This is a genomic window from Euzebyales bacterium, from assembly GCA_036374135.1.
In the GTDB taxonomy this organism is placed as follows: Bacteria; Actinomycetota; Nitriliruptoria; order Euzebyales; family JAHELV01; genus JAHELV01.
The window spans coordinates 41,699-60,856 of sequence record DASUUK010000043.1 but is presented as its reverse complement, the minus strand read 5'-3'; the positions used below and the strand labels follow the sequence as shown (position 1 = coordinate 60,856).

15 protein-coding genes and 1 pseudogene are annotated in these 19,158 nt (G+C 71.0%); 7 read left to right on the top strand and 9 right to left on the bottom strand.

The features are described from left to right. Positions 1-11 precede the first annotated feature (11 nt). A pseudogene (locus VFZ70_07545) lies at positions 12-209 on the top strand (methyltransferase domain-containing protein). Positions 210-476: 267 nt separating this feature from the next. Here the strand turns inward: VFZ70_07545 and VFZ70_07540 are convergent. The 4 genes from VFZ70_07540 to sulP form a co-directional block, all read right to left on the bottom strand. Next, complete coding sequence (locus tag VFZ70_07540; GenBank protein HEX6255653.1) at positions 477-893, bottom strand: TIGR03618 family F420-dependent PPOX class oxidoreductase; 417 nt, start codon at positions 891-893, stop codon at positions 477-479. Positions 894-899: 6 nt separating this feature from the next. Continuing rightward, on the bottom strand, positions 900-1,376 hold the full coding sequence (locus tag VFZ70_07535; GenBank protein HEX6255652.1) for a MarR family winged helix-turn-helix transcriptional regulator: 477 nt from the start codon (positions 1,374-1,376) through the stop codon (positions 900-902). Beyond that, positions 1,373-1,798 (bottom strand): DUF6069 family protein, encoded by a 426-nt coding sequence (locus tag VFZ70_07530; GenBank protein HEX6255651.1) that lies wholly within the window; start codon positions 1,796-1,798, stop codon positions 1,373-1,375. Before VFZ70_07530 ends, VFZ70_07535 begins: the two co-directional genes overlap by 4 nt. 411 nt (positions 1,799-2,209) lie before the next feature. Next, complete coding sequence (gene sulP, locus VFZ70_07525) at positions 2,210-4,063, bottom strand: sulfate permease (protein ID HEX6255650.1); 1,854 nt, start codon at positions 4,061-4,063, stop codon at positions 2,210-2,212. A 302-nt stretch (positions 4,064-4,365) separates the two neighbouring features. Here sulP and VFZ70_07520 point away from each other — a divergent pair, with 302 nt between their 5' ends. Next, the gene (locus tag VFZ70_07520; GenBank protein HEX6255649.1) at positions 4,366-4,695 is read left to right on the top strand and encodes a YciI family protein; all 330 of its coding nucleotides are present in this window, start codon (positions 4,366-4,368) and stop codon (positions 4,693-4,695) included. A 73-nt stretch (positions 4,696-4,768) separates the two neighbouring features. Here the strand turns inward: VFZ70_07520 and VFZ70_07515 are convergent, their stop codons facing one another. The 3 genes from VFZ70_07515 to VFZ70_07505 form a co-directional block, all read right to left on the bottom strand. Continuing rightward, entirely contained in the window at positions 4,769-6,076 is a 1,308-nt protein-coding gene (locus tag VFZ70_07515) for an MFS transporter (GenBank protein ID HEX6255648.1), read from the bottom strand. A gap of 153 nt (positions 6,077-6,229) precedes the next feature. Beyond that, entirely contained in the window at positions 6,230-8,608 is a 2,379-nt protein-coding gene (locus tag VFZ70_07510; protein HEX6255647.1) for a DUF1841 family protein, read from the bottom strand. A gap of 262 nt (positions 8,609-8,870) precedes the next feature. Next, the gene (locus tag VFZ70_07505) at positions 8,871-11,033 is read right to left on the bottom strand and encodes an MMPL family transporter (protein ID HEX6255646.1); all 2,163 of its coding nucleotides are present in this window, start codon (positions 11,031-11,033) and stop codon (positions 8,871-8,873) included. 38 nt (positions 11,034-11,071) lie between these two features. On the opposite strand from VFZ70_07505, the gene VFZ70_07500 reads away from it, so the two are divergent. The 3 genes from VFZ70_07500 (at position 11,072) to VFZ70_07490 (ending at position 14,322) form a co-directional block, all read left to right on the top strand. Beyond that, on the top strand, positions 11,072-11,686 hold the full coding sequence (locus VFZ70_07500) for a TetR family transcriptional regulator (protein ID HEX6255645.1): 615 nt from the start codon (positions 11,072-11,074) through the stop codon (positions 11,684-11,686). Positions 11,687-12,111: 425 nt separating this feature from the next. Continuing rightward, positions 12,112-12,963, top strand: a complete 852-nt coding sequence (locus VFZ70_07495; protein HEX6255644.1) for a methyltransferase domain-containing protein — start codon at positions 12,112-12,114, stop codon at positions 12,961-12,963. Positions 12,964-13,008: 45 nt separating this feature from the next. Beyond that, a complete protein-coding gene (locus VFZ70_07490; protein HEX6255643.1) occupies positions 13,009-14,322 on the top strand; it encodes a hypothetical protein in 1,314 nt (437 codons plus the stop codon). Positions 14,323-14,483: 161 nt separating this feature from the next. Here VFZ70_07490 and VFZ70_07485 read toward each other — a convergent pair whose 3' ends face one another. Together VFZ70_07485 and VFZ70_07480 are read right to left on the bottom strand one after the other, a co-directional pair. Continuing rightward, positions 14,484-15,887 (bottom strand): ATP-binding protein, encoded by a 1,404-nt coding sequence (locus VFZ70_07485; GenBank protein HEX6255642.1) that lies wholly within the window; start codon positions 15,885-15,887, stop codon positions 14,484-14,486. Positions 15,888-15,902: 15 nt separating this feature from the next. Beyond that, positions 15,903-16,334, bottom strand: coding sequence for a VOC family protein (locus VFZ70_07480; GenBank protein HEX6255641.1), 432 nt, complete (start codon positions 16,332-16,334; stop codon positions 15,903-15,905). Between the two features lie 390 nt (positions 16,335-16,724). Here VFZ70_07480 and nth point away from each other — a divergent pair, with 390 nt between their 5' ends. Together nth and VFZ70_07470 are read left to right on the top strand one after the other, a co-directional pair. After that, the gene (gene nth / locus VFZ70_07475) at positions 16,725-17,372 is read left to right on the top strand and encodes an endonuclease III (protein ID HEX6255640.1); all 648 of its coding nucleotides are present in this window, start codon (positions 16,725-16,727) and stop codon (positions 17,370-17,372) included. A 192-nt stretch (positions 17,373-17,564) separates the two neighbouring features. Beyond that, positions 17,565-19,151: a gamma-glutamyltransferase family protein gene (locus VFZ70_07470; protein ID HEX6255639.1), complete on the top strand. Its 1,587-nt coding sequence runs from the start codon at positions 17,565-17,567 to the stop codon at positions 19,149-19,151. Positions 19,152-19,158 lie beyond the last annotated feature (7 nt).

Here is a 19,158-nt window from a genome sequence, read left to right as displayed (position 1 = left end):
CCCGATGCGGCCATCGCATTGTGGCGGTCGACGCGTCGGCCACCCTGGCGGCCGCGGCACACCAGGCGGACCCGGCGACTCAGATCGCGGTCGCCGCCGCCGCCATGCCGTTCCGCGACGGTGTCGCCGACCTGGCGGTGGCGTTCATGTCCTTCCAGGACGTCGAACATCTCCGCCGCGCGGGTCGTGACGCGGCGCGGGTGCTGTGACCTGGTGGGTGCCTGTGCCCCGCGATCGTCCACCGACTGAACTCCCCGGGACCGTTCGTCGGCGACGCTGCGGACAGCCGGTTCGTGATCGACGGCAGCTACGTCCGTCGGCCTGCACCGTCATCTACGTCGTGTCGGGGTGGGGACGGCAGGCGTAGCGGTAGTGGAACCTGCGCGCCTCGGCGGTGACGCGGGCGGCGCGACAGCTGTCCCGTCGCCGGACCACTTCAGACGTGCTGGCCGTCGGCGGTCGGAATGATGCGCGTGTCACAACCGCGGGGGTCTCGCGAGAAGTTGGCGGCGGGGGCGGATGACGAGGACGACGCGGTCGTGGCGGGGCATGCCGTAGCCGTCGCCGCCGTGGCGCCGGGCGACCGTGTTGATGTGCTGCCATGCCTGTTCGCCATCGATGGTGTCGACGACGTCGCCGCGGACCTCGGCGTATTGGAACGGGTTGTCGCGGTTCCACACCGCGATCGTGATGCGCGCGTCGCGAGCGACGTTGCGCCGCTTCTGTGTTGAAGCGGGGGTGTTGACCAGCAGGTGGGTGCCGTCGGTGTCGATCCACGTCAGCTGGTTCTGGGGTTGGCCGTCGGGCAGCAGCGTTGCGACGGCAGCGAAGTTCCGGCCGGACGCCAGCGTGCGGACCTCGGCGTGCAGGTCAGGACCGTCGATTGTCTCCATTTGGTTTCACCTCGTGTCATCAGACAGGTCGTCGCAGGGTGGTGCGTGGCCGTCGAGGGCGCGTTGCAGGTTGCGTCGGACGCGGTCGAGCAGATCCGACAGCGTCTCGCGGTCGGCGGCGCCAAGGCCAGCAAGTGCCGTCGTCTCGAGCTCGTCCCAGGCCCGGTGCACCTTTGGACGGGCCGCTGCTCCCGCGGCGGTCAGCCACACCCGCTGGATGCGGCCGTCGAACGCGTCGGCGCGGCGCTCGACGAAGCCGGCCCGCTCGAGGCGCTGGACCATCCGCGAGATCGTCGGCGCCTCCACACCGGCCCGCACCGCGATCTCAGTCTGGGCCAATCCGTCGTGGCGCCAGAGCTGCTCGAGCAGGAACTCCTGACCGGGGTGGACGCCGACCTGCGCCAGCAGCCGCTGAGCCAGGATGCGGTGTCGCATGCCGACCTGGGCGATGCGGAACCCGACGGTGTCGAAGATGCCGGTCACCCGGTGACCAGCGCCCGTCGCAACGGCAGGAGGATCGCCCCGCCGACCGCGACGTGCAGGACGGCCAGGGCGACGATGTCGGAGCCGGCGAGTCCGAGTGTCACCAGGGGCATGATCGACAGCCCGAGCACGGTCAGTGCCGTGACGGTGAACACCGTAGCGGCCGCTTGTGACAGGAACCGTTCGAGGATCCAGGCGAGGATCGTGGCCGCGACCGCGACAGCGACCGTGAAGCCGATGGCCAGGGGCAGCTGCAGCGGCTCGAGCACCGTGCTGCCCGGACGTGAGGGAATGGCCATCGCCACGCCGACCGAACGGGCGCCGAGGTAGGCGACGAGTGCGGCGGAGACGGCGAATGCCGCCGCGACCATGCCGCTGCGCGGGACGGATGTGACAGTCGATGACGAGGACGCCGCGGTCATGACCGCTCCTTGCGTCGAGTTGGTTGTGCGGCTAACCATATCCGCGCGTTCCTTAGCCGGCTCTTGAAATCTCGAAGACCAGCTCGGACAGCCGGCGCGGGGACGAGCGCGAGGAGCGCGCGCGCCACACCGCCCCGAGCAGGTTGCGGCCCGTGCAGTTCGGAGGCGGGCCCTCGAGGACGAGCACAGCGGCAGGAGCAGACCCGTCGCCAGCGCCGCGACCACCAGAGGCTGCACGGCGCCTGCCGTGGCGGCCACGCCGGCGGGGAGGCGGTGGGCCGCGACGAACAGCAGCACCTGGAACACCCCGATCTTGAGCGCAGCCGGGACGGCGGTGCGCCATCACCGACGTCGTCTCAGACCGACGGTGAGCACCGAATCGGCGATCTGCCGTACGGCACGGGCGCGAGGTCACGGCGCCGGGGCGCTGTCGTCCAGGCTCTCGGCCTCACCCGATCCGTCGGTCGGCGCCGTCGCCGGCGAGCCGCCACCGTCAGCCGCCGCTGCGACGGGTGGCGCCGCCTCCGCCCCCGCCCGCCTTGTGCCGGCCTTCAGACCCGTGTCGCGACGGGCGGCGCGCACCGCCTGCGAGATGCTGTGCCAGATGTGGTCCTCACCCAGTCGCTCGATGAAGCCGGCTCGTGTGAGCACGGCGTGCACCGGGTGCAGGACGCGCGCGAGGTACAGCGCGACGTCGCGCCGCTGCAACTCGTCCAGCAGGTGCGTGAGGACGTCGGCGGTCGTGGTGTCCAGTCGCGTGGTCGCCTCGAGGTTGAGAACGAGCGCGCGCGTGTCCGGCCAGTCGTCGAGCTCGGCGAGCAGCCGGTCCTCGATCGCTGTCGCGTTGACCCAGAACAGCGGCGCATCGAGTCTCGCGACGACCACGCCGGACACCGGCTTCCGGTTGGGATGCTTCCGGATGCGACCCCATGCGGCCTTCTCGTCGCTGATCTTGCCGAGCACTTCGATGCGCGGGAATGCGGCACGGTAGATGATCGCGAGCAGCGAGATGGCGATCGCGATCCCCAGGCCCGGCAGCGGACCGAACAGCACCACGCCGGCCGCGGCCACCGTCGCCGCCGCGAAGTCGGCTGTGCGGATGAGCCGGTAGCGGCGCATGGAGCTGACGTCCATCAGGTTCCAGACGGCCGCGACGACGATGGCCGACAGGACCGCGCTGGGGAGGTCCTCGAAGAACCATGCGAGTGCGATGAGCACGATCAACGTGAGCCCGGCAGATGTGATGCCGGTGACCTGGCTGGCGCCGCCGGCCTGGTTCGCCGCCGCCGTCTTGGACAGGCTGCCGGCGACCGCCAGCCCGCCCGAGAGCCCGGATGCGATGTTCGCGCCACCCATGCCGATCAGCTCCCGTTCCGTCTCGACGCGGTAGCCGCCGCGGGATGCGAACAGGCGCGTGGCGGCGAGGCCCTCGGCCAGGGCGACGAGCGCCAGCGAGATCCCGCCCAGGGCGATGGCGCCGAGTTGGGATGGCGATACGAGCGGGATGCCGAACGGTGGCAGCCCGGTGGGCACGTCCCCGATGGTCGCGACACCCCTGCCGACGAGACCTGCGACGCTGGATGCGGCAACGGCGACCACGACGGTGATCAGACCCCACGGGATCCGGGGCGCCAGTCGGGCACCGCCGAACAGCACCAGGACCGCGGTGCCGCCGATGACGGCGGTGAGCGGTTGCGCCTGGTCGATGCGGGCCAGTGTGCGCACCAGCACGCCGAGCAGGTCGCCGGGAGGCTTGTCGATCCCGAGCAACGTCGGCAGCTCACCGATCACGATCGTCAGTGTCAGCCCGAAGACGAAGCCGGTCACGATCGGCTTCGACAGGAACTCCGCGATCCACGCCAGCCGCAACAGCCCGAGGGTGACCAGCACGATCCCTGTGGCGACCGCGAGGGCGGCGGTGACCGCCATCGCCTGGCGCGGATCGCCGTTGCCGAGGTCGGCCACGAGCGAGCCCGACACGATCGCCACCGTCGACGCCGGACCAACCACGAGCTGCGGCGACGATCCGAGGACGGCGTACGCGAGCAGTGCGAGCGGCACGGCATACAGGCCCACCTGCACCGGCACGCCCGCGATCTCCGCGTACCCCAGCGACTGCGGGATGAGCAGGGACGCCACGATCGCGCCCGCAACCACGTCGCCGCGGAGACGCTCCCGGCGGTACGACGGCAACCAGCTGAGGATCGGCAACCAGCGCCGGAGGTGGTGCCAACGGTCCGTCCGGGCCTGCGGGGAGTCGCTCATCTGGCGCTCCTTCCGCCGACTGCCACCCGACGGCCACATCACCGCTACTGCGTGTTCACCTTACCGCAACCCGTTCTGGCGGGGTCCATGGCGCCAGCAAGGCCGCCGTCAAGCTGATGACCGAGGGGCTCCATGCGGAACTGCTCGGCACGAACGTCGGTGTGTCGGTCGTCATGCCCGGTGTCGTGAGAACCGACATCACCGCCCACTCGGGCGTCTCGACTCCAGCGTGCCGGCGCGAGGTTCACACTCACGTGGCGTTTCACTACACTCCACGGCACCCCCCGGCAGAAGGGTGCGTCATGCCACGGTTCATGATGATCTACAAGGGCGACCCGAGGGACACCGCCGACATGTCTGAGCAGGAGCAGCAGGCGGTCATGGCCGCCTGGGGCGCGTGGATGGAGGACGTGGGGTCCGCCCTGGTCGACCTCGGTGCGCCGCTGCGGGCGGCCGCATCAGTTGTCGACGACGGATCCGCAGGAACCCCGGCGCCTCTGAGCGGCTACTCGATCGTCGAGGCCGGGGACATCGCTGCGGCGCAACAACTCGCTGACGGTCACCCCTATCTCAGCGAGGGCAAGGGCGACTTCGCGATCGATCTGTACGAACTGCTGCCCGTGCCCATGTAGCGGTTCGCACGTCGGACGGACATCCCTCCGGCGATGCTGGCTGACCCCACGTGTGGTCGCGGCCGGCAGGTCGTCACCCGCCGCTGCGCAGTCCCGGCGTCGACGTCCGGTCGGTGTGCGGTCGACCCGCGGACAGGAAGAGGGCGGCCGCGATCGCGGTGGCCAGCAGTCCGATTCGACCGAACCCGCCGGCCGCCATGATCGGGCCCGACGTCCCGGCGCCGACCACGCCCGCGAACGCCATGGCGGTGTCGGCGAGCCCCTGCACGCGGGGACGCTGAGCCGGACGCACCGCGCTCGTCAGCAGCGCGCTTCCGCCGATGAACGTGCAGTTCCACCCGAGGCCGAGCACCAGGAGCGCGACGAGCACGGTGACCGTGTCCTGTGGAGCGGCTGTGGCGGCGGCCACGCCCGAGAGACCGATGAGGACCGCGCCCGCGACGATGAGCCGGCGATGACCGAATCGGTCTCCCAACCGCCCCGTCAGTGGCGCCGGTGCGAGCATCGCGCCGATGTGTATGGAGATGATCAATCCGACGATGCCCAGCCGCTCGCTGTGATCGTGCCCGCCCGTCAGATGCAGCGGGATGACGGTCATGAGCATCAGCATCGTGCTGTTGGCCACCACAACCGCAGCGACACCGAGCCGGACCGCGGACTGCCGGAGCAGCATCCGGAGGGGGGTCGGCGTCGTGGTCGGCTCCGCAGCGTGACCGTCCGCCGCGACAGCACTGGCGACGATCAACGGATCTGGCCGTAGGGCCACGGAGATCACGGTGCTGGCGATCGTGAATGCCACGACGGACACCGCGAACGGGCCGGCCAGCGCCGGCAGGCCGATGGCGGCCGCCGCCGAGGTCGCCGGACCGACCATGCCCGGTCCGACCATCGCGGTCACCGCGGTCAAGCTGACCACGATCCCGATCGCGGACCCGCGGCGCTCCGGGCTCGCCAGGTCGGCGGCCGCGAACCGTGCCGCGGAGCTGGCCGCCTCGGCGCCACCGAACAGCAGCATGCCCGCGAGCAGCAGCGGCAGGCTTGACAGCACCGTGGCGGCGATCGCGACGGCCGCACCGGCCGCCCCGATGAGCCAGCCGAGGCGAAGTCCCGGACGCCGACCCGAGCGGCGCATCACCGTCGCGAGCGGTAGCGCGGCCGCGGCGGTACCGGTCAGCGACACAGCCAGCGGGAGCCCGGCCACCGCGTCGCCGCCGAGATCCACGGCGATCAGGCTGCCGACGGTGACGGTGGCGGCCAGGCCCATGCCGCCCGCGATCTGCGCGGTGACGAGCGTGACGATCGTGCGCCGCTGGAGCTGCGCGGTCGGCTCGACGCGGGCACGGACCGCCACGGGTGACACGGTGAGTTGCGCGGTCGACATGGCGTCTCCTGTGGTTGCGTCCACAGGCTCGGCCGCGCGGGTGCCGACGGCATCGGTAGGGCATGCCCAGACCTGCACGCCCGAGCGCAGACGGGCAGGGCAGCCCGGTCGACGGATCCGCTCAGCGGTCGGCAGGTCGCCGGACGTGAGCCATCATCCCGTCCTGTTCGACGCGGCGGTGCGGTGCTTGAACAGGGCCTTGCGGGCCGCCTTGGCGACCGTGCGGTCCGTTGCCCCGGCCAGCGCCTCGAGCACCTGGACGGTGTAGGGGTCGTCGACGCGCCACAGCTGCGCGATGATGGCGGTCTGCTCAGCGACAGGTGTGTCGGCAGCCAGCATCTCAACGACGGCATCGGGACCGCCCGCTGTCAATGCCACCGCCAACGCCTGCACGAACCCCGCCGTGGCGTCCGCAGGGGTGAGCGCGTCCGGCTGCGCGTCACCGCGGGCGACGAGCCATCCCATCGCCCACGGTCGCAGCAGCGGATCGTCCGTCAGGTCCCGTACGACGTCGACCGCGTCGTCCCCGACGACCTCCAACGCCTCGAACGCGAGCGCGCGCCCGTCGGGCGTCGACGCGTGCCGCGCCGCGGCCGCGAGCTCGTGCGCGGCGTCGTCGCGCGCCGTCGCCCATGCCCTCACCTCGGCGTGGATCGCGTCGGTCGGCCGGTCGGCGACGGCGGCCAGCAGCGCGTCGGCCGAGGCGTCCGCCAGCTCGCCGGCGACCGCGACGTCGTAGCCCTGGGCGGTGAGCATCGGCCGCACGAACCAGCGGCCGAGGCCCGTCAGCGCGAGCTCGCCACCGTCGCGTCGCTCGTCGCCCCAATGGTCGCGCGCCACGACGACACCGTCACGTGTTGCGACGCCCAACCAGGCCAACCGGTCGACCAGCCTGCCCACACCGCCGGCGATCACCTCGGGCAGTGATCTACGGACGACATCGGGCATCGCGTCGAGGTCATAGGTTGCACCGAGCTCGTCGACCGCGTCCCTGGCCAGAGCGTCCACGGGCAGCGGCTCACCGGCGCTCGCGGCAACGCCGAGGAGCTCGCCGGCGCCTTCCTCGAGGAACGGGACCCACCAGCGCAGACCATGGCGATCGTCGCGGCCCGCGTCGATCAGCCCGATGTCGAGCATCGCGTCGACCAGGCCGCGCCAGACCGCCAACGGGTCGTCGGCCAGTCCGGCACCGCGTCTGGTACGCAGCACGCGACCCCTGTGCCGGCGCGCGAGCCGCGTGGCGAGCGCCAACCGGAAGACGAGGTCGACGCCGGGCAGCTCGGTGGTGCTGGTGGTCCTGAAGGTCCGATCGCCGATGGTCGGGTCGAACTGGTCGGCGGTGTCGAGCAGCTCGACGAGCACCTTGCCGTCGCCCAGCTTGACGTTGCCCTTCTGCGTCAGCTGGTGACCGTCGTCGCCGACCCAGTCCAGGAACGCTGCGATCTGTCGCATCACGGGGGTCTCGAACGCCGCCACGGCCAGCGTGGCGTCGTCGGGCACCTCCAGGTGCACCACGCCGCGACTCGGCGGGCCGGGGAGCAGCCGGGCGCGCTCGTCGTCGGGCAGCGCGTTGAAGCGTTCGATCCAGGCCTCGACAGCTCCGGGCTCATCGGGATCGACCCCGTCGTCGAGCATGCCGGTGAACAACGACTTGGCCAGCCCGAAGCCGGCGGCGTCGCGCATGCGCTCCGCGAACGACGGGGCGATTCGCGCCAGCTCGTCGTGGAGGCGGGGCAGCGTCTCGCCGTCGTCTGCGAGCAGGCTGCTGTCGTCGAGGAAGGTCAGGAAGCGACCGGCGGCGGGCACGACGTCGTCGAGATCCTCCTCGTCGACGATCGTCTTCCTCGGGAACAGCTCGAGCAGGATCTCACGCAGATCGGCGACCCTCCAGCGGCCGAGGTGACCGTCGAGGTGTCCCCACTTGAAGTCCAGCATCTGATGGGCGACCCAGTCGTCACCGGTGAGGCCCCGCTCCGACAGCCACCGGCGGTGGCCTTCGAGCAGCCAGGCACGGATGTCGTCGAACGCCTCCTCATCGCCGACATCGATGTCGTCGGTGCCGAGGTCGAGGTCGTCGGCTCGGGGGCCCTCGAACCCGTCGATGTCGTCAGCCGCCAGCGCATCCAGAGCGGCGACGTAGCGGTCCGGATCGGCAGGCACCCCGGTCCGTTGTGCCGCCCACAGCTCCTCGGCGACGGCCGCCCCGATCAGGTGCAGGGCCTCATGGCGGTCGTGGCCGGCGGACAGCAGCCGCTCGGCGGCACGCCTGGCCTGCGGCGGATCACCCGACCACAGCTGCGCCGCGACCACCTCGTGGATCGCCAGGTGGAGGCGCGGGCTCATCGGCTCGCCGTCGACGTCGATGTCGTCGTCACCGTCATCGATCGCCGCGGCGAGGTCGGGGTGCTGGGCCCGCACCAGCATCGCACGATCGTCCGCGTCGCCCGGGTCGAGCATGGTGACATCGATCCCAGGCAGCGACGCGCCCGGCGGCGGCGCCAGCCAGGCACGGACGGGGTCGGATGAGATCATGGCGCCGCCTCCCGGTTCGGGACAGTTCTCAGTGCTGCGGACGTGTCCAGCCGCTGCCGCCACGGCGCATGCGCACGTCGTACCGGCAGCATCGCGCATGATCTGGGGGAGCGCCAACCGTCACGGGCTCATGGCTTCGCGTCGCACGTCGGGAGGCGTCAACGTTCGCTGGGCGCTCCTGCGTCACCGTGGCCCACGACCTCGTCCATGAACTGCTGCGGATCGTGCCGCCGGGATTCGCCGTCACGAGGGACGGCGGTGTCTACGGCGACAGCGTGGCGTCGTCGGGCACCTGCGCCCGGCCAGCGGCGTCCGCGGGCGCGCGGACGCCGGCCCGCGGCAGCAGCGTCGGGACCACGACCAGTGAGGTCAGACCCGCGATGACCATCGCCACCCACATGATCTGCGACAACTGGTGGTGCAGCTTCAGGGGCGACAACCACAGGGCGCTCAGGGCAATCGCGATGCCTAGTGCGTTCGCGACGATCGGTGGGCCGGCGCGGTCGATGGCCCGCAGCACGTACCCGTCGCCTGCGCGGCGTGCGTAGTTGATGGCGGCGATGTAGTGGATGACGTAGTCGATGCCGACCCCGAGCACGATGCTCGACACCACGGCGGTCAGCAGGTTGAGCTGGATGCCAGAAAGGGCGATGAACGCCAGCAGCGTCGCGATCGTCAGGGTGATCGGCACGAGCGACACGACCGTGTCCCGCCACCGCCGGTAGGCGACCGCCAGCAGCGCCGCGACCAGCAGGTAGGCGACGATCAGCGACGTGAGTTGGGCGTTGAGGACCAGTCGCGCGATCTCGTCCCACACGGCCGGCAGGCCGGTCAGCATCCGGATCTCGTCGCGTTGGTCGGCGAATGCCAGCCAGCTGTTGAGATCGCTCGTGGTGAAGTCGCTGGGCAGCAGCAGGAACCGCAGGCCGTCGTCGCTCGCCATCCTCCCGAGCGCGAGTTCCTGCTGGCCGGAGAGGACGGCATCGAGCTGGTCCGGCGGAACCTGATCGGCAAGTTCGGCGACGGAGAAGACCTCGCGGACGCCGTCGAGCTGCTCGAGATCCTCGGAGGTCGTGCGGGCGGCCTCGAGCGATTCCTGCGGCGCGGCAGGGTCGAAGACGAACTCGCCGATCAGCGGTGTCGCGCCTCCGAACAGCTCCTCGGTCCGCGCGAAGGCCAGGCGGACCGGGTCATCGTCGTCGAAGAAGAACAGCTGGTCGGCGTTGACCTCGAGTCGGGGCAGGCCGAATGCGGCGAACACGACGATCCCAGCCGTCAGCACCCCGGCGGGCACCCGCGTGCGCACCAGCGCCTTGAGGCCACGGACGACGCTGCGTCCCAGGATCGGGCCGTGAGCGTGCGGACGCAGCTGCAGGTGGCTGACCAGGGCGGGCAGCGAGAAGAAGGACACGATCCCGGCGAACGTGATGCCCACGGCGGTGAACAGGCCCAGCTGACGGATCGGCTCGACATCGGTGAACACCAGCGACAGGAACCCGGCCGCCGTGCTGATCGTCGTCAGGATCATCGGCACCCCGACCTGCGACAGCGCGGAGCTGACCCGGGAGACCCGATCGGTGGTGCGAGCGGCCTCCTTCTGGAAGTGCGTGACGAAGTGCAGCCCGTCGGCAGACCCCATCACGATCACGAAGATCGGCACGATCACCGTGACGATGTCGATCTCGAAGCCGAGACCGAACACCACCCCGAACGTCCACAGCGATCCGAGGACCGCGGGGACGATGGCGAGCAGGCTCAGCCGTCGGTCGCCGATCGTGGAGTAGAAGACCGCGACGAGCAGTGCAATCACCACTGGTGGGATCACAAGGAGAACCACCGACAACGCGTCGACGACCGAGGCGAACACGACCGGGTTGCCCGAGAAGGTCAGATCCAGGCCCGGCACGCTGACGTCGGTCACGCGCCGAGCCGTCGCGGTCGGATCGGTCTCGGCGGTGACGATCAGCAGCGTGTGCTGTGCGTCGCTGCTGACCAGCAGGTCGGAGACCGGGCTCTCTTCGAGCATCATCGTCGCGGCGGCGTCGGGCTGCCCCCGCAGGGCGCCGGCGTCGAGTGCGGCGCCGGTCACCGGGTTGACATCGGGTATCACAGAGGCCACCTGGCTGACCCCGTCGACGTCGAGCAGGGTGTCACGCACGTCGGCGACCAGCGCCAGGCCGGCCGACGTGCGAAGCGTCTGACCGTCGGGCAACGACGCGACCACGTTGATCGGATCGCGGGTCTCGTACTTGTCCTGGAGCGCGGCGAACTGCTCACCGGTCGCGTTGCCCTCGAGCAGGAACGACGAGACATCGGCGTTCAGGCTGATGCGGAACAGCATCGCGATCGCGAGGAGCGTCAGCAGACCGGTCACACCCAACACCACGCGTGAGCGGTGGACGATGACGCGGGCGATGCGCTCCATGGGCCGCTATTCTACAAGCGTTGAATAACGCTGTACAGGTGGGATCTCAGGAAGTGTCAAGGAGTAGGAAGGGCCGCCGGCCGGGCAGTCCCGACACACATGGCGAGATCCTCGAGGCAGCGAGCCGACAATTCGCCAGCCGGGGGTATGACGGTGCGACGATCCGCGGCGTCGCCGCAGCCGCCGGCGTGGACCCCGCCCTGATCCTGCACTACTTCGGTTCCAAGGAGCAGCTGTTCGTCGCCACGTTGCACGTTCCGGTCAACCCCGCCGCCATCCTGCGGGGTGTGCTCGACGAGGCGGAACCCGGCCACATGGGGGAGCGGCTCGTATCCACGATGCTGGGCGTGTGGGACGCCACAGCCCATCGCAACCCGCTGATCGCCGTGCTCCGCTCGGTCGCGGGCGAGGGACCGGTCTCCGACACGGTCCGACAGTTCATCGAGCGCTCGATCATCGCGGCGTTCGCCGAACGGCTGCCCGGACCGGAGCCGCAGCTACGTGCCGTCCTGATCGGCTCCCAGGTCGCCGGACTGCTTCTCGCCCGCTACGTCGTGCGCCTCGAGCCGCTCGCCTCGGCCGACCGGGACCGTCTCGCGGCGATCTACGGACCGACGATCGAGCGCTACGCGTACGGTGAGCTTCCTTCCTAGGCCGAGGAGGGCTGTGCGTGGATGACGACGTTGGCCCGGTACGAACCCGCCGCGCTGTCGAAGTCGCCGCCACATGTGATCAGTACCAGGTGGGACGGCCCCTCGCGCGCGAACAGTTCGTCGGTGGGTAGGCGCGACCTACGTCGAGGGCGACCCGGTCAGCGTCGCCAGCGAGCTCGCACGCTCCGCCGTGGGCACCAGGGCATAGCACCACGGCCGAGGACCGCACACAGCTCGTCACTGCCGTGGCCTGACGAGCGGCGTCGCAGCCACCGCCGTTGGCCTGCGAGGACGGGCTCGTTGTGGCATGCACAGAATGACCCATTCCGCCGGTTGGACTGATCTGGGTCGTCCTCCCGACGCGGCACCGCCGGTCGCTGCCTAGCGTCACCACCGACGGTCCGTTGATCGACGAGGAGGACATCATGACGACGCCAATCAGTACGCAGACCGCACCGACGCCGGAGCAGGTCCGGGCCGGTTGGGACCGCGTCGCACGCGGCTTCGACGAGTACCTGACCCCACCGAACAGCGCGCTGGGCGACAAGCTGCTGCGCCGCCACGGCGTCAGCGCCCGCATGCGCATGCTGGACGTGGCGGCGGGCAGCGGCGCGCTGACCCTGCCCGCCGCCCGGCTGGGCGCACACGTCGTGGCGACCGACATCTCACCCGTCATGCTCGACCGGCTGACCATCCGCGCCCGCGACGAAGGCCTGGCCAACGTGGAGACGCTGGTGATGGACGGCCACGCCCTGGACCTCGACGACGACACCTTCGACCTGGCAGCGTCCCAGCACGGCGTGTCGCTGTTCCCCGACATGGCCCGCGCGGTGCGCGAGATGGCGCGGGTCACCCGCCCCGGCGGCAGCGTGCTGATCGTCGCGGCCGGCCCTCTGCCGCGGACGGAGTTCCTGACGTTCTTCTTCGGCGCCGTACGTGCGGTGATCACCGGCTTCACCGGTCTGCCGACCGACCCTCCGCCCCTGCCGTTCCAGGTCGCCGACCCCGACCGGCTGGGGGACAAGCTGACCGGCGCGGGCCTGACCGACGTGCGGGTGGAGTCCGACATGTGGGACATCCCGGTGCGCTCCGGCGTCCACCTGTGGGACGTGGTCACGAGCAGCAACCCGCTGGGCGCGGCCGCGGTGGCCGACCTGACCGACGAGCAGACCGCCGAGGTCCGGCGCGTGCTCGACGGCATGCTCCTTGAGCGCTCCGGCGGTGGCCCCGAGGCGGTGCTCCACTCGGCCATCAACGTCGGCGTCGGCACGGTGTGACGCGATCGACGACCTCCGGACACCGCGGGAGAAGGCAGGCCGGCCATGCCACACGAGGGACGACACGCCATCGTGGTCGGTGCCAGCCTGGCGGGGCTCGCCGCGGCCGCTGCACTGGCCGACCGGTTCGACCGCGTCACCGTGGTCGAGCGCGACACGCTGCCCGCCGGCGGGCCGCGGCCCCGCACGGGCGTTCCGCAGGGCAGGCACGGTCACATCCTGCTGCCGGCGGGCTTCCAGGCGCTGTCCGCGCTGTTACCTGGGATCACCGACGACCTGCTCACCGCCGGCGCTCACCTGATCGATCTGGGCGGGATCCGCTTCCACATCGCCGGCGACCACCTGGCGGTGGATGACACCGAACTGCAGATCGTCGGGGCGACCCGACCGCTGCTCGAGTCGGCCGTGCGAAGCCGGGTCCGCGGGCTGCCGAACGTCGAGGTCGTGCAGGAACACGACGCCCGTGGTCTCGTGGTGGACGGCGGCGTGCGGGTGACCGGGCTGCGCGTCTGCGAACGCGATGGGGGGCCGGAGGGCATCCTCCATGGCGAGTTGGTCGTCGACGCCGGCGGCCGTGGTTCGCGTGCGCCGCGCTGGCTGGCCGACGTGGGGCATCCGGTGCCGGATGAGGAACGGTTCCACGTGGGCGTCAACTACACGACGCGACTGTTCAGCCGTCGGCCGGAAGACCTCGACGGATGCCGACACGTCGTGGCCGCGGTGCCGCCGCACGGGCGCCGTGGCGGATTCTCCGTCACCGTCGAGGACGACCGCTGCCTGGTCACCCTCGTCGGTGTCCTCGGTGAACGGCCGCCGACCGACCTCGACGGATTCGTGGAGTATGCGAGCACCCTCGAGACCGACGACCTGCACGTCCTGGTCGACGGCGCGGAGCCCGTGAGCCAACCGTCGACCGGCGCGTTCCCCACCTACCTGCGCCGCCACTACGAGCGGCTGCCGCGGTTGCCGGACGGGTTCGTGGTGCTCGGCGACGCGGTGTGCTCGTTCAACCCGCTGTACGCCCAGGGCATGAGCATGGCGTTGCGCGAGGCCGCCCTGCTCGGCGGCGTCATCGATCGGCACGGCACGGACGGCGTCGGGGCGGCGTTCCTCAGGCAGGCCACGCCGATGATCGACGCCGCGTGGGCGATCGCGACCAGCGCCGACCTCGGCCATCCGGAGATCCTCGAGCGGCGGACCGTGGCGTGGCGGCTGCTCAACCGCTGGTTCGGGCGCCTGCTCCGTGTCGCGCACCACGACCCCGCCGTCGCGAACACCTACCTGAGGGTCATCTCGCAGGTGGCGCCGATGCAGGCCATCCTGCACCCGCGGATCGTCTGGCGGGTGCTCACAGGCTGACGGCAGCGGTCGCGCCCGACGCGGTCCCTCGACGAGCGGCCGGGGGCGCTGACCCGCGACTGACGCCGGCGGTGGGCCGACCGGGCGAGGCCGTGCACTCGCCCGCGTTCGGAGACCGCGCGTCGTGACGGCTTGTCGGCTGGCTGTGGCACGTGGGGCCATCAGACATCGTCGTCGAAGTCGAGGTCGGGGTCGATGTCGTGGTCCATGCCGATGCCGTGCAGGCGGGGCGTCACCGGGCCGCTGTCGAGCAGTTCGGTGATGGCCCGGTCGAGGTGCGCGTCGGTGACGACGACGCGATCCGTGAAGGTCGCGTGCAGGGCCGCTGTCCGGATGAGCTCGCGCACGAACGACGCGGGCGTCCCGAGGATCCGCTCGATCACGGTGTCCCAGTCGTGCACCTCGGTGTCGACCGTGCGGCTGTACAGCTCGAGCAACCGGCGCTGCTCGTCCGTCCCGGGCAGCGGCAGCTCGACGGCCAGGTCGACGCGTCCGGGACGGGCGGCCAGCGCCGGTTCGAGCAGGTCGGCGCGATTGGTCGTCAGCAGCGTCAGCACGTCGCTGTCCTCGCCGATCCCGTCGAGTTCGTTGAGCAGCTCGAACAGCAGCGGGTTCTCGTAGCCGAAGTCCCGTTCCTGCGCGATCAGGTCGACGTCCTCGAGGACGAGCAGCGACGGCTGCAGCCGTCGCGCCAGGCTCGCGGCGGTCCCGATGGCGCCGAGCCCCATGCCCGTCAGCACGACGGTCGTGCGCTCCGTCAGCCGGCCGATGAGGTAGCGGACAGTCAGCGTCTTGCCCGTGCCGGGCGGTCCGTACAGCAGGATGCCCCGCTTGCGGGCCAGTCCGCGCATTGCCAGGGTGTCCGCGACGACGTCGAACCCGAGCGTGCGCCGCTCTATCCGCTCGAGCACACCCCTGGGGAGCACGATGTCGTCACGTACCACCGAGGGCCGGTGCATGAACGCCACGCCGATGCGGCGTTCGTACTCGTCGTCCGCCCGCGACAGCGAGAAGACCTTGCCGCGGTACACGCTGGAGGCGCGCATGTGGCGGCGGATCTCCTCGACGACCGTGGACGCGTGGCCGGACTCCGCGCTCATGACCTCGACCATCAGGGTCGGGCCGATCCCTTCGACGTCGCTGCGCACCAGGATCACGTGCGGTGGATCGTCCGGGCCGGACACCAGGAGGAACGCGAACTCGATGCACGCCATCGTCTCGTCGACGTCGATCGGCATGTCGATCCGCACGACCGGTCCGACGTCGAAGTGGCGGGCGCCGAGCAGTTCGCTGAGATCCATGTGCCGCCGCCCGCCGCCGGACATGCCGAACGACGTCACCGATCGTTCCCGGTCGCGGATGTATGCGTCGATCGCGAGCTGCAGATCGGGGTGCTCGAAGGGGGCGAACGCGGCGCTGACGATGGGCAGCGCCATCGGGTCCGTGCGCAGATGCTCTGCGAGCTGATCGACCACCGGGTTCGCGTCGCCCGGCGGACGCTCCATGACGTGGTCGACGAGGGCGGAGAACGCCCGCATGAACGTCGTCAGCTCGCGGTCGTCCATCGCAGCGCTCCAGGTTCAGCCGTCGGCCGCGTCGAGCATGCCGGTCGCCTGACCGACCTCGATCAGGTGACCGTCGGGGTCGCGGATGTAGCCACGGATCTCCGCGCCGCGGTCGATCGGGGGCGTGAGCCACTCGGCGCCGGCCTCGACGGTCAGCTCGTGGAAGGCCGCGATGTCGGCGACGCGGATGTTCATGAAGGCGCTGACGGTATCGTGACGTTCGGGCGTGGCGAGCGTGACGCCGGGTTTGTCGTCGGTCGGTGGGCCACCAGCGTTGAGGATGACCCACGTGTTGGCGACCTTGAGGATGACCGGATCGCGCTGGACGACGGGCTGCGCGCCCAGCACGGCGACGTAGAAGTCGCGTGCGCGATCCTGGTCGGCGACGACGAGGAAGTGCGTGATGACGAACCCGCTGTCGGGTGCGGGCAGATCGGAGCGCTGCATGATCGCGTCCTTGGGTTCGGCGGTCGCGTACTGTGGGACGCCGAGCGCGACCGTGCGGTCATCGACACCATGCGCGCAGCGGGCGGCGATGTCCAGCCGCGAGGGGGCCGACGTACAGTGGGCCAGCAACCTCCAGCACTGTGTGGCGACACCGCGTTGAGCCCGTACGACACGGTGGCGTCACTGACGGGCATGCGCCTCTTCCGGTCGCTGCTCGAGCGACGCGGCGACCGGTCAGGTACCGACCGGTCGCCACGCGCGGCCGCCCGGGCGCGTTACGCCGACGGTCGGATCACGTGACTGCACCTCGGAGGAGACACGGCCACGAGCGTCCGTGACCACGTCGGAGACGTCGAACGCGCCCGCCCGGCTCGGCTATCGTCGCTGATCATGAGGCGCCAGGTGAAGGCCGATCGCATCGGCGTGCTGCTCGACGATCTGTACCCGAAGCCGCCGATCCCGCTCGATCACCGTGACCCGTACACGCTGCTGGTGGCGGTGATGCTGTCGGCGCAGGCCACCGACGCGAAGGTCAACGAGGTCACGCCCGCGCTGTTCGCCGTGGCGGACACGCCGGAGAAGATGGCGGCGCTGGGTCCCGACCGGATCCAGCATCTCATCCGCACGATCGGGCTGGCGCCCACCAAAGCGCGCAACCTGGTGGGAGCCGCCGCCCGGATCGTCGAAGCCGGCGGCGACGTGCTGCCGGACTGGGACTTCCTCGAATCGCTGCCGGGCGTCGGGCACAAGACCGCGAGCGTGGTCATGGCCCAGGCGTTCGGCGAGCCGGCGTTCCCCGTCGACACCCACATCCACCGGCTCGCCGGGCGGTGGGGCCTGTCGAAGGCCGCCGACGTCGTCCAGACCGAGCGCGACCTCAAGGCCGTCTTCCCCAGAGACACGTGGGCGCGACGTCACCTGCAGATCATCTACTTCGGTCGTGAGCACTGCCCGGCCCGGTACCACGACCTGACCGCCTGCCCGATCTGCGGCTGGGCCGCGACGAAGACGCGCATCCGCGCCGAGGCGATGCACTGACCCCGCACGACCGACCGCGACCTGCGGACAGCCGCGGCGACGCGCAGCCGCCCGCGGGCCCGCGAACGCAAGGAGAGCTGATGGCACCGGACCTGGCTGGATCGGGATCGGCGGCGGGCCGACGCGTGCTCGTCACCGGCGCGAGCAGCGACATCGGCGAGGCGTAGCGCGGCAGCCGCCCCGCGTCCGGACATGTTCGGCTACGAGTTCCCGTACCCGTCGCGGCGGATGCCGGTCCTCGCGCGCAACGTCGTCGCGACGTCCCAGCCGCTGGCGGCGCAGGCGGGACTCGCCATGCTGTACCAGGGCGGCAACGCCGTCGATGCGGCGCTCGCCGCCGCAATCGCGCTGACGGTCGTCGAACCAATCTCCAACGGCATCGGCTCCGACGCCTTCGCGATCGTCTGGGATGGCGAGCGGCTCCACGGTCTCAACGCGTCCGGTCGCGCGCCGGCGGCGTGGACGCCCGACCGTTTCGCCGACCGCGACCAGATGCCGCTGCGCGGCTGGGATGCCGTGACCGTCCCCGGCGCGGTGTCTGCCTGGGTTGCGCTGTCGGCTCGCTTCGGCACGCTGGGGCTCGACCGGCTGGTCGCGCCGGCGACCCGCTACGCCGACGAGGGCTTCCTGGTTCCACCGGTCACCGCGCGCGCGTGGGCCCGGGCGGTGCCGACGTTCGCCGGCGTGGCTGAGTTCGCCGCGGCCTTCCTCCCTGAGGGACGCGCCCCGCGACCGGGCGAACTGTTCCGCAGCCCTGACCAGGGGGCTACCCTGCGTCGCATCGCCGGGACCGAAGGAGAAGCGTTCTACCGCGGTGACCTCGCTGAGCGGATCGCCGCGCACGCCGCCGCCAACGGTGGCCTGCTCACGGCGGATGACCTCGCGGCCCACCGGCCCGAGTGGGTTGGGACGATCGCGCAGGACTACCGGGGCGTCGCGCTGCACGAGATCCCACCGAACAGCCAGGGGCTGGCCGCGCTGCTCGCGTTGGGCATCCTGCGCCACCACCGGCCGGGAGACCACAGGGTCGACTCAGCCGATGCGCTGCACGTGCAGATCGAGGCGACCAAGCTCGCGTTGGCCGACGCCGCCCGCCACGTGGCCGATGCCGACCACGTCGAGGTGTCACCGGCGGCGCTGCTCGATCGCGATTACCTCGCTGACCGCGCTGACCGGATCGACATGGCGCGCGCCGGTGACCCGGGCCACGGTACGCCGCGCCGCGGCGGCACCGTCTACCTGGCGGCGGCGGACGAGCGCGGGATGATGGTCTCGTTCATCCAGTCGAACTTCCACGGGTTCGGCTCCGGCGTCGTGGTGCCCGCCACGGGGATCAGCATGCACAACCGCGGCGCCGGCTTCACCGTCGAACGCGGCCATCCCAACGAGGTGGGCGGCGGCAAGCGCCCGTTCCACACGATCATCCCCGGTCTCGTGATGGACGGTGACCAGCCGCTGATGGCCCTCGGCGTGATGGGCGGCGCGATGCAGGCCCAGGGCCACGTCCAGATGCTCGTCCGCCTCCGGGATCACGGGCAGAATCCGCAGGCCGCCGTCGATGCCCCGCGCTGGCGCGTGATGGGTGGCCGTGACGTCGCGGTCGAGGTCGGCTTCCCCGCTGACACGCTCGACGAGCTCGCGGCTCGCGGCCACCGGCTCACCGTGCACGACCCGCAGACCAGCCCGCTGTTCGGTGGCGCCCAGCTGGTCCACCGGCTCGACGACGGCTACCTGGCTGCCTCGGATCATCGCAAGGACGGTCAGGCGGTCGGCTTCTAGTCGCTGA

What these genes read in the sequence shown, in the direction of transcription:
- VFZ70_07495 (HEX6255644.1), top strand. Translation starts at nt 12,112, where the DNA reads ATGACGACGCCAATCAGTACGCAGACCGCACCGACGCCGGAGCAGGTC.
- nth (HEX6255640.1), top strand. Translation starts at nt 16,725, where the DNA reads ATGAGGCGCCAGGTGAAGGCCGATCGCATCGGCGTGCTGCTCGACGAT.
- VFZ70_07520 (HEX6255649.1), top strand. Translation starts at nt 4,366, where the DNA reads ATGCCACGGTTCATGATGATCTACAAGGGCGACCCGAGGGACACCGCC.
- VFZ70_07505 (HEX6255646.1), bottom strand. Translation starts at nt 11,033, where the DNA reads ATGGAGCGCATCGCCCGCGTCATCGTCCACCGCTCACGCGTGGTGTTG.
- VFZ70_07490 (HEX6255643.1), top strand. Translation starts at nt 13,009, where the DNA reads ATGCCACACGAGGGACGACACGCCATCGTGGTCGGTGCCAGCCTGGCG.
- VFZ70_07530 (HEX6255651.1), bottom strand. Translation starts at nt 1,798, where the DNA reads ATGACCGCGGCGTCCTCGTCATCGACTGTCACATCCGTCCCGCGCAGC.
- VFZ70_07515 (HEX6255648.1), bottom strand. Translation starts at nt 6,076, where the DNA reads ATGTCGACCGCGCAACTCACCGTGTCACCCGTGGCGGTCCGTGCCCGC.
- VFZ70_07470 (HEX6255639.1), top strand. Translation starts at nt 17,565, where the DNA reads ATGTTCGGCTACGAGTTCCCGTACCCGTCGCGGCGGATGCCGGTCCTC.
- VFZ70_07510 (HEX6255647.1), bottom strand. Translation starts at nt 8,608, where the DNA reads ATGATCTCATCCGACCCCGTCCGTGCCTGGCTGGCGCCGCCGCCGGGC.
- sulP (HEX6255650.1), bottom strand. Translation starts at nt 4,063, where the DNA reads ATGAGCGACTCCCCGCAGGCCCGGACGGACCGTTGGCACCACCTCCGG.
- VFZ70_07540 (HEX6255653.1), bottom strand. Translation starts at nt 893, where the DNA reads ATGGAGACAATCGACGGTCCTGACCTGCACGCCGAGGTCCGCACGCTG.
- VFZ70_07485 (HEX6255642.1), bottom strand. Translation starts at nt 15,887, where the DNA reads ATGGACGACCGCGAGCTGACGACGTTCATGCGGGCGTTCTCCGCCCTC.
- VFZ70_07480 (HEX6255641.1), bottom strand. Translation starts at nt 16,334, where the DNA reads ATGCAGCGCTCCGATCTGCCCGCACCCGACAGCGGGTTCGTCATCACG.